The organism is Saccharopolyspora sp. 7B, from assembly GCF_020177435.1.
In the GTDB taxonomy this organism is placed as follows: Bacteria; Actinomycetota; Actinomycetes; order Mycobacteriales; family Pseudonocardiaceae; genus Saccharopolyspora_C; species Saccharopolyspora_C gregorii.
This window is the reverse complement of record NZ_JAIUKC010000231.1, coordinates 1-9,786: the sequence shown is the minus strand read 5'-3', so window position 1 is coordinate 9,786 and position 9,786 is coordinate 1. Positions and strand designations below refer to the sequence as shown.

The 9,786-nt window shown below is 75.1% G+C and carries 9 protein-coding genes and 1 pseudogene; 5 read left to right on the top strand and 5 right to left on the bottom strand.

The genetic code is table 11. The annotated features are described in order from the left end of the window. Positions 1–451: 451 nt before the first annotated feature. The 4 genes from LCD33_RS27560 to LCD33_RS27545 all read right to left on the bottom strand — a co-directional run bounded on the left by LCD33_RS27560 (position 452) and on the right by LCD33_RS27545 (position 3,468). A complete protein-coding gene (locus tag LCD33_RS27560) occupies positions 452–883 on the bottom strand; it encodes a hypothetical protein (RefSeq protein ID WP_224958519.1) in 432 nt (143 codons plus the stop codon). Positions 884–1,500: 617 nt separating this feature from the next. Continuing rightward, positions 1,501–1,722: a hypothetical protein gene (locus LCD33_RS27555; protein ID WP_224978448.1), complete on the bottom strand. Its 222-nt coding sequence runs from the start codon at positions 1,720–1,722 to the stop codon at positions 1,501–1,503. A 250-nt stretch (positions 1,723–1,972) separates the two neighbouring features. Next, a complete protein-coding gene (locus LCD33_RS27550) occupies positions 1,973–2,860 on the bottom strand; it encodes a protein phosphatase 2C domain-containing protein (RefSeq protein WP_224958517.1) in 888 nt (295 codons plus the stop codon). 8 nt (positions 2,861–2,868) lie between these two features. Further along, positions 2,869–3,468 carry a YitT family protein gene (locus LCD33_RS27545; RefSeq protein WP_224978447.1) on the bottom strand — a complete coding sequence of 200 codons (600 nt, stop codon included), beginning with the start codon at positions 3,466–3,468 and terminating at the stop codon, positions 2,869–2,871. Between the two features lie 106 nt (positions 3,469–3,574). Here LCD33_RS27545 and LCD33_RS27540 point away from each other — a divergent pair, with 106 nt between their 5' ends. Next, a complete protein-coding gene (locus tag LCD33_RS27540) occupies positions 3,575–5,002 on the top strand; it encodes a PLP-dependent aminotransferase family protein (RefSeq protein ID WP_224978446.1) in 1,428 nt (475 codons plus the stop codon). 241 nt (positions 5,003–5,243) lie between these two features. Here LCD33_RS27540 and LCD33_RS27535 read toward each other — a convergent pair whose 3' ends face one another. Continuing rightward, positions 5,244–6,059, bottom strand: coding sequence for a hypothetical protein (locus LCD33_RS27535; protein ID WP_224958514.1), 816 nt, complete (start codon positions 6,057–6,059; stop codon positions 5,244–5,246). Positions 6,060–6,286: 227 nt separating this feature from the next. On the opposite strand from LCD33_RS27535, the gene LCD33_RS27530 reads away from it, so the two are divergent. From LCD33_RS27530 to LCD33_RS27515, 4 genes and pseudogenes are all read left to right on the top strand, one after another. Continuing rightward, on the top strand, positions 6,287–7,402 hold the full coding sequence (locus LCD33_RS27530) for a S8/S53 family peptidase (RefSeq protein WP_224978445.1): 1,116 nt from the start codon (positions 6,287–6,289) through the stop codon (positions 7,400–7,402). Between the two features lie 74 nt (positions 7,403–7,476). Further along, complete coding sequence (locus LCD33_RS27525; protein WP_224958511.1) at positions 7,477–8,070, top strand: RNA polymerase sigma factor; 594 nt, start codon at positions 7,477–7,479, stop codon at positions 8,068–8,070. After that, positions 8,067–8,555, top strand: coding sequence for a hypothetical protein (locus LCD33_RS27520; RefSeq protein ID WP_224978444.1), 489 nt, complete (start codon positions 8,067–8,069; stop codon positions 8,553–8,555). Before LCD33_RS27525 ends, LCD33_RS27520 begins: the two co-directional genes overlap by 4 nt. Continuing rightward, positions 8,552–9,786 (top strand): annotated as a pseudogene (locus LCD33_RS27515) (tetratricopeptide repeat protein); the annotation flags it as partial. The gene LCD33_RS27520 and the pseudogene LCD33_RS27515, both read left to right, overlap by 4 nt.

Sequence of the window (9,786 nt, the reverse complement as noted above, 5' to 3'; positions counted from 1 at the left end):
CTGGTGGGGCGGTCGGGAAGCTGCGGTCGTGGCGCGGCCGCGGGCCGGGCGGTGCCGGGGTGGTCGCCGTGGCGCGCGATCGGTTGGCTCGTCCGTGAGCCGTGAGCCGTGAGCCGTGAGCCGTGAGCCGTGAGCCGTGAGCCGTGCGGGTCGCGGCTGCGAGGAGCACGTCGGGGGCCCCCCCCCCGCGGGGGCCGGGGGGGGGGGGGGGGGGGGGGGCCGGTGGAATGGTGGGGATCGTCGCGGAATTGTGCGCGGTCCCGGATTGCTGCCGACTTGTTCTCGGCGCCGTGGAATTCGGTGTCGTGGAATTCAGTGGTGGCGAATTCGGGCGTGCGAGGGCGATCGGGTCATTCGTGCTGGAGTGGAATGGTTCGCGCGATGCGCTGGATTCGATCGCCGTGTCGGCGGGTGGTGCGTGGGTGGAGCTCGGCGGGCGTGGTGCCGCCGGTCAGCTCGCCTGCTGGAAGGCGACGACCGGGAGCTGGCCGTCGTCGCAGCTCACTCCCATGCGCGGGGTGTCCTCCTGGGTGACGAGCGAGCAGTCGTAGTTGCCGAAGACGTCTTCGGCGTAGCCGTTGGGGTCGCTGACCTGCGACGGGTCGAGGTCGAGGTAAAGGCCGATGACGTTGTGCGCGTTCTCGGCGCCGGCGTGGCCACCGCTCACGTCTCGGGAGTACACGTCCCAGTAGGAGCCGTCGGGTGCTTGGAGGGCGCCGTGGGCCACGTCCATCGGCTGCGGGCCCGGCACCGAGGGGTAGCTCGACTTGGCGCCCATGAAGTTCGTGGTGGCCTCCGAATTCGCGACTCCGGCGAGACCGGCGATGCCGACGAGGGAAAGGCCTGCGGCGAGAACGGAACCCACGATGGCGGTGCTGCGCATGATTGCCTCCGAAATTGTCGCTTGCTTCGTGATCTGTCCGGAAGACGCGACGGGAAGCAACCGGTTGCCCTAGGTGATCGGGGTCACATCGGAGAGGGGTGATGTCGGGGTTCCGTGCCACCCGCGCGCCGGAGGCGCCGCGCCGGGTGCGAGCTGGCGAGCCGCACGCCGGAGCCGCTGCTCCAGGGCTCACCGCGCGGAGTTCACCGCGCTGCCGAATCTTCGGTCCGGGTCACCGCGCCAAGTCCACTGCGCCGGCCGGACCGCACCAAGTCCACTGCGCCGGCCGGACCGCACCAAGTCCACTGCGCCGGCTGGACCGCATCAGGTTCGCTGCGCCTGCCGAGCCGCACCAGGTTCACGCCGCCGGCCGGGCCGTGCCGGGTTCGCCGCGCTGCCGGGCTACCTCCGCCGGGTTCGCCGCACTGAGTCGACCGCGTCGGCAGAATCGCACCGAGTCCACCGCGTCGCCGGACCGCATAAAGTTCACTGCACTGGCTGGGCCGCGCCAGGTCCACTGCACTGGCCGGACCGCACCAGTTTCACCGCGCTGGCTGCACCGCCGGGCTCGCCGCACCGAGCCGACCCCGCCGAGCCCACCGCCCACCGCGGTGGTCTCACTGCACCGGGGACTGCCGGATCGTCGGGCTGACCGTGTACTTGTAGATCCACACCCCGTGCGGCCGCTGGTGGTCCTTCACATAAGCGGCGGTCGGGTCCTCGACGTCGCGGGGGACGGGGATGGGGGAGAGCGGCCCGCCGGCCGCGCCCGCGGGCAGGGTGATCTCCCGACCGTCTTCTGGACCACCGAACAGTTCGATCCGGGTGTGCAAGTCCACGGGCGATCCCTCCCCATTTCGGAGTCGTGCTGCGTGCCGTCGGTACGACTGCCGACAGTGGCGGCAGGTTCCCTTGCCCACTCAAACGAGTGAAGCGGAACTCCGTTGCGCAGGAAAACAAACTCCACCCGAACGTAGGACGCCCCCGCGCTCGACCGGCCTGGGGGTCACCGGGAGTGCGGGGGCGTGAAGTCCACCCCTGGGGGTCAGGTGGACACCACCAGGTTACTTGGTGGTATGCGGATTGTCTCTAGGTGCAGAGATCTTTTTTCCCCGGATCGTGGGTCCGGGCGTCGTCGGCGAACCGGACCAGCGCCAGCGCCTGATCGTCGTGCCGCTTGGGCCGCGGCCAGCGCTCGCCCCGCGGATCGGCGTCCTCCGCGGCCCGCACCTCGGCCAGCACGGCGTCCGGGCCGTCGCGTTCCGCCGCGGCCAGCAGCTCCGGCCAACCGGGGAAGATCCCGTAGTCCTGCACGCCGCAGGACACGCCGTCGGTCATCACCAGCGCCGCCCGCACCTCGTGGCGGGGGCACCGCGCGCGGGTGGCGTGCGCGGCGGCTTCCGGCACCGCCTCGGCCACCCAGAAGCCGCCTTCGACGTTGCGCCACCGCGAGGTCCGGCCCATCGCCGCACCCAGCGCCGCCCGGTGCCCGGCTCCGAACCCGCCGCCGGATCGGAGCCGGTCCCGGAATCCGCCGCCCCGGTTCCGGCGACCCTGGTTCCGGCGGCGCAGCGCGGCGAGCTGGTCGTCGGTCACCGCCCGCACGCCGGCCGAGGTGTCCAGCACGATCGGGCTGTCCGCCAGCACCAGGGCCTCCACCTGCTCCTCGTCCCAGCGCAGCAGCGCCGCCGTGCTGGACGGCGACTCGCCGGGGCGGAGGTCGAAGCGGGCCGCCACCTCGGCGATCGACTCGGCCAGGACATCCGCCAGATCGGCGCTCCGATCCACCAGCCGCGGTTCCAGCGCCCCGGCCAGCCGCTCCGCGTACCAGCCGCCGGACCGGGAGTCCGGTCGCAGCGAGGTCGCGCCGTCCAGCACCGCCACCGCGTTCGGCAGCACCAGCACCACGTCCTCGCTCGTCCCCGCTCCCGGGGTCAACCGATCGCCCGGCCGCTCGGCCACCTCGACGTCCGCCACGCCCCCGATCATCGGCGGCCCGGGACCGTCACCAGCGGCAGGAACAACTGGGTGATCCACCCGATCCCCACCGCGTACAGCACCGTCCCGAATCCCGCGGAACCGCCGAGCGCCCAGCCGACGACCAGCACGCCCACCTCGATCCCGGTCCGCACCAGCCGCACCGACCAGCCGGTGCGCGCGTGCAGGCCGGTCATCAGCCCGTCGCGCGGACCCGGCCCGAGCCGGGCGCCGACGTACACCGCGGTCGCGAACCCGTTCAGCACCAGGCCGGCCACGAACAGCGCCACCTGCCCCGGCAACCAGTGCAACGGCGGCAGCAGCCCCAGCACGAGGTCCACCGAGACCGCGATGACCACCACGTTCGCCACCGTTCCGATGCCCGGCCGCTGCCGCAGCGGGATCCACAGCGCGAGCACCACGACGCTGGTCAGCGCTGTGACGGCCCCGAAGCTCCACCCGAGGCGCTGGGTCAGCCCGTCGTGCAACACGTCCCACGGCGACAGGCCGACCTCGGCGCGCACCATCAGCGCCATGCTCGTGCCGTAGAGCGCCAAGCCGCCGAACAGCTGCGCCAGCCGGGCCGTCGGGCGCACCGACACCGGCATCGGTGAAAGATCCACTGGGGTGGTGGTTGAAGCCATGAGTCGTTGATACGTCGAGATTGGCCTCGATCACGATAGCCAATCTGGAACTATTGGACTCGTGTCTCGCGTGATAGGACGAATCGGCTCCCGCGGCATCGCGGAACTGCTCGGCAGCTGGCACTCCGGCCGCGCCACCTCCGGCGGGCTGCACCAGGCGGTGCGGCAGCTCGTGCTCGACGGCAGGCTTCCCCCCGGAACCAGGCTGCCCGCGGAGCGCGAGTTCGCCGACGCGCTCGAGGTGAGCCGCACCCTCGTGGTGCGGGCGCTGGACCTGCTGCGCGACGAGGGCTTCGCGGCCAGCAGGCAGGGCTCCGGCTCGTGGGTGCGGCTGCCCGGCGACCGGGCGCACACCGACCCCGGCGGCTGGCCGCCCAGCACCCCCGACCTGATCAACCTCGCGCAGGCCACGTTGCCCGCGCCGCCGGAGTTCACCGCCGCGCTGGACCGCGCGCGCTGCCGCATCCCGGCGGAGCTCGGCGGCCACGGCTACCAGGCGCTCGGGCTGCCGGAACTGCGCGAACGCATCGCCGAGCACCACACCCGCCGCGGCCTGCCGACGAACCCGCGGCAGGTGCTGGTCACCAACGGCGCGCAGCACGCCTTCGCGCTGGTGCTGCGCACCCTGGTCTCCCCGGGCGAACGGGTGCTGGTCGAGCACCCCACCTACCCGAACCCGTTGCAGGCGATCCGCGGTGCCGGCGCCGAGGCCGTGGCGGTGCCGATGCTCGCGGAGGGCTGGGACCTGGACCTGATGTCCGCCACGCTGCAGCAGACCACGCCGAAGCTGGCCTACCTGATCCCGGACTTCCAGAACCCCACCGGCATCCAGATGACCGCGCAGGACCGGGAACGCCTGGTCGCGATGCTGCGCCGCACCCGCACCACGGCCGTCGTGGACGAAACCCTGGTCGAACTGGACCTGACCGGACGCACCCCGCCGCCACCGGTGGCCGCGTTCGGCGACGACCGGGTGATCACGATCGGCTCGGCGGGCAAGGCGTTCTGGGGCGGCATGCGGCTCGGATGGGTGCGGGCGCCCGAGGACCTGGTGCAGCGCCTGCTGCTGGAGCGCGCGGTGATGGACCTCGGCAGCCCGGTGCTGGAGCAGCTGGTGCTGGCCGAGCTGCTGGCCGATCCGGAGCCGGCGCTGCGGCGACGGCGGGAGGAGGTGACGGGGATGCGCGACTCGATGATCGCGGAACTCGCGGAGCAGGTCCCGGGCTGGCGGTTCCGGATCCCGGACGGCGGGCTGTCGCTGTGGTGCGACCTGGGAACTCCGGTGAGCAGCAGGTTCGCGATCGCCGCCGAGGAGCACGGGCTGCGGCTGGTGCCCGGATCCCGGTTCGCGGTGCACGGCCACCTGGAGCGCTACCTGCGGATCCCGTACGCGCTGCCGGTCGAGCAGCACCGGGAGGTCGTGCGCCGGCTGGCCGCGGCGGCGGGCCGGTTCGACGGGATGCCCGACCCGGGGCCGCTGGAGGTGCCGATCAGCTGAGCACCCGGACCGCCTTCCGGCACGGCCCCTCGTCGTGCCGGAAGGCGATCTCGGGCGTGGTCCCGGCGCCGCTGGGGCAGCGCGGCACCGGGACCGGGGCGCGGCACGCAGCTCAGGAGGGGTCAAGGTTCCTGGTGCACGTGCCTGCGGGCGCCCCGCGACCGGTCCTGCCTGGCGCAGTCGGCCGGACCGGAGACCTCGGTGGTGCGGCGGCCCCGGTGCCGGGTGCCGCCGGTCCGGTTCAGTCGGGGGAGGTGGACGGTTCGATCAGCGCGATGCCGCGCGAGATGACCGTTTCGACGTGGCCGCCGACGGCGCGCACCGGCCCGGGCAGGTGCGGCCGGGCCGGCAGCACGGCGTGCATCCAGCGCAGGCCGTGCCCGGACCCGCTCGGCGCCGCGGAAGCGGTCACCACGGCGGGCGGCCCGACCGGCGGACCCTGGTGCGGTGCGGTGCCACCGTGCTCGACCGGTGCGGGCGTCGGCGCGGCCTGGTGCTGCGGCTCGGGTGCGGGTGCGGAGAGGTGCTGGGCGGTGTCGGGAGCTTCGGTCCGCACGGGCGGAGCCGGTTCGACGCGTTCCGGGGCCTGAGCGCGAGGTGTGGCGACGTCCGGCGGTGGTGCGGTGGTCGCCACCGCGCCGGTGCCGCCGCGGTCGGGGAGCAGCTGCACCAGGTCCGGCTCGGTGCGGTCGGGTTCCGCGGGTTCGACGACCGGTTCGAGCTCCGCGCGCACGCCGCTCGTGATGTCGGCGGCGAGGTCGGCGACGCCGAGCTGCACCGCATCGGTGGGGACGTCCTCGTGGACCGGTTCCGGGGCGTTGGGCGCCGTGATCTCGACGGGGTCGGGCCGGGCGATGGCGGGCCGGACGGCGGCCGGCGACGAGATGGCGGGCTTCGCCACCTCGACCCGTACCGCGGGCACCACGTCCGGCTGCGGTGCGGCCTCGGCCGGGCCCGCGGCCAGCAACCAGGCGCCGCCGACGAGTCCCGCGGTCGCGGCGGCGCGGGCGGTCCAGGCGCGCAGGAGCGGCCAGCGCCTGCGCCAGCTCCCGGTCACCCTCACCACCGCCTGTCGGTCCGCTCCCGCCGAACGCGAGGGGTCAATGCTCCTCTCGCCATAGGATGGGTGGCAGCCCTTCTCGGTATCAACCACCCGGACAGGCGGTGTCTTACCACCGGTTGCGGCGAACACTGCTGGCTCGATGCCACCGGGATGCCAGGAGATTTCACCCGACGGCATGCCTCAAGTGGACGATCGTGGTGACCCATCGCACAGTGTCCCCTGTGGATTCGATCTCGGGCACCCGGTTGACGGTCGCGGAGCTCGGCGAGAGCTGGGCGCGCTACGGGCACGACCTGCTGGTCCACGATCCCGGCGGCCCCGGCGAATGCCTGGTGCGGCGCGGGGAGCTGATCACCGCGCGCGGCTCGCTGGACCCGGTGCTGTCCCGGTTGCGCCGCTGGGTGGACGGCATCGACCACGACGACGGGCTGGAGCTCGCGCGGATCCGGCTGCGCACGTCCGAACGAGATCGCTGCGTGGCCATCGCCGACGAGTTCGCCGAGGTGAGCGCCAACCACGTGCACGTCGGGTCCGCGACGATGTTCGGCGCCCCGGTGCTGTTCGGCACGGGCGCGGAGGCGGAGCCTGCGGCGCCGGTCCCGGAACCGGCCCGGGAGCGGTGGGGCGTCACCGTCGGGGTGCTCGACACCGGCTGCGACCCGCATCCGTGGTTCGCGGGCCGGGACCGGTTCGACCCGGTGCCGGAGGTCCTGGACGCGGACGACGACGCCGAGCAGGACCGGCAGGCCGGGCACGGCACCTTCGTCTCCGGCGTGCTGCTGCAGCACGCGCCGGGGGTGGTGGTGCGGGCGCACCGGGTGCTGTCCTCGCTCGGGTTCACCGACGACCTCACCGTCGCCGCCGGGTTGCGCGCGTTGCGCCGCGGCGGGGCGCGGGTGGACGTGGTGCTGCTGACCGCCGGGTGCCACACGCCGGGCGACCGGTGCCCGCCCGCGCTGGAGGCCGAGCTCGCGCGGTTCGGCGGTGCGGTGGTGGTGGCCGCCGCCGGGAACCACGGTTCGTCCCGGCCGTTCTGGCCCGCCGCGCTGCCTGGGGTGCTGGCCGTCGCGGCGAGCGGGCCCGGTGGTGCGGTGGCCGAGTTCTCCGGCTCGGGCGACTGGGTGGACGCGTGCGCGCCGGGGGTGGACGTGGTGAGCAGCCACGTGCGGCTGCTGCCGGGGAGGCGCGGCGAGCGGCACTACGGGTACGCGAGCTGGAGCGGGACGTCGTTCGCCGCGCCGCGGGTCGCGGCCGCGGCGGCGAGCGCGGTCCGGGACGGGGCCGACGCCGACCGGGCCGCTCGGGACGCGGTGCGGCGTTACCCGTTCGGGGGGTAATCGGCGTTCGGTGAATCTGCGCGGGGGGTTCGCTCCTCTTACTCGGGAAACCGATCTTGAGGGGAGGGAGCGCGATGCACGCCGTGCACGAGGTCTCCGAATCCGACGACGCCGCCCGGTTGCTGGCCCGCGCCGCGGCCGGTGAGCCTGCGGCCTGGCGGGAGCTCGTCGACCGCAACGCCTCGGTGGTGTGGGCGGCGGCCAGGGCGTACTCGCCGAGCGCCGTCGACGCCGAGGACGTGTGCCAGGTGACCTGGCTGTCGCTGGCGGAGAACCTCGGCGCCCTGCGGGATCCGCGGGCGCTGCCAGGGTGGCTGGCCACGACGGCCCGGCGCGAGGCGATCCGGCTGTCGAAGGCCCGGCGCCGGGAATCTCCGGTCGGCTGGGACACCGGGATGCTGGACCTGCCGGATCCCGGTGACGGGCCGGAGAGCAGCGCGCTGCACTCGGTGGCGGTCTCCCGGATGTGGCAGGCGTTCGCCCAGCTCTCCCGGCGTTGCCAGCAGCTGCTGCGGGTCGTGGCGGTGGCACCGGACGCCAGCTACGCGCAGGTCGGCCAGGCGCTCGGCATGCCGCGCGGCAGCATCGGCCCGAAGAAGGGCCGCTGCCTCGCGGCGCTGCGGGAACGGTTGGCGACCGGCGGGAACGTCGAGGAGGCCGCCGGATGAGCCCCCGGATGCCCGCCGAGCTGCGCGTGCTGCGCGACCTGTTCGAACTCCGCGATCCGGCGCCGGTGCGGGTGCGCGACGCCGCGTACGCCGCCGCCGGTTTGGCGCGTGCCCGGTCGGGCGCGGCGGCGTTGGAGCTGGTCGGCGACTCGGCCGACGCGGCCGCCGCGGTCCGGTCCGGTGGCGCCGCCCCGGATCCGGCGGAACCGCGGGTGCTCACGTTCCTGATGCCGGGGCGGATCGTGGAGCTCGACCTGGTGCCGACGGTGCCGGGCCTGTTCCGGGCCGCGGGCATGGTGATCAGCCGCTCCGGTCAGGGGAGGCCGGAGGGGGACGTGCTGTTCCGGCATCCGGGCGGGCAGTGCGTCGCCGAGCTCGACGTGGCGGGCGCGTTCCGGGTGACCGACGTGCCTACGGGCCCGCTGGGCCTGGTGTTCCGGCCGGTGGGCGCCGCGCCCGCCGTCGCGGATTGGCTGGTCTGTTGAGCGCCGGGACGGCCCTCGCGCCGAGCACGGAGCCGATCTCGGCCGCGGTGCGGTGGCGGGACCGGGTCTGCGCGGACCCGGACGGGGCGGCGCGGGCGGCGGACCGCTGGCTCGCCCGCTCCGGCGATCCCGAGCTGCGGGTGCTGGCCAGGCACATCCGGGCGCTGGTCGCGGTGGAGCGCGGTCGATCCGCGGAGGCTCGGCAGCACGCGCGGGTCGCGCTGGCGGCGGCGCGGCGGGAACGGTTGCCCGATCGGGCCGCGCAGGTCCTGCTCACCTGCGCGTGGGTCGAGCTGGACCGGGGAGACCCGGAGGCGGCGTGGCGGCACCTGGAGGCCGCGGCCCAGCAGCTCACCGGCCAGGACGCGGTGCGGGCGAGCTGCCTGCGCGGCGTGCTGCTGTTCCAGCAGGACCGGCAGGACGAGGCGGTCGCGGTGCTCTCGACGGCGCTGCCGGGGCTTGCCGAGCGCGGGGACCACCAGTGGGCGGCCAACGCGCACGTCGCGCGCGGCCTCGCACACCTGTACCGCAATCGGCTCGACGAGGCGGAGGCCGACCTGGCCGCCGCCGAGCACCGGTTCCGCGCCGCGGGGCGGGACCAGCGCGCCGCGCTGTGCAGGCACAACCGGGGCTGCGTGGCGCTGCGCGCCGGGGACCTGCCGCGGGCGCTGCGGCTGTTCGACGAGGCGCGCGCCGCCGGGGCCGACCCGGCCGGGCACCCGGAGATCCGTGTCGACCGGGCCGAAGCGCTGGCCGAGGTGGGACTGCACGACCAGGCGCGGGAGGAGCTGCACCGCGCGGCTTCCCGGTTGCAGCGGCTGGGCCGGGTGGCGCGGCTCGGCGACACCTGGCTGGCCCTGGCCGGGTGCGCGCTGCGGGCGGGCGATCCGGAAGCGGCGATCCGCCCGGCCCGGTGCGCCGCCAGGTTGTTCCGCTCGCAGCGGCGGCATTCCTGGGCCGCGCTGGCGGTGGCGGTGGAGTGGCAGGCGCGGCTGCGGGTGGGACAGGTGTCCCGCTACGCGCTGGCCGCGGCGCGGCGCGCCGGGCACGCCTGCGCCGAGCACGGCTGGACGACGGCGGCCGCCGAGGTGTGGCTCGTCGCCGGCCGGGAAGCGGCGCGAGCGGGGCGGCGGAGCACGGCGCGCGCCCTGCTGGAGCTGGGCGCGGCCGGGGCGGGGGGGGGGGGGGCGCCCCCCCCGCGGGGGGCGCGGGGGGGGCGGGCGGGGGGGTG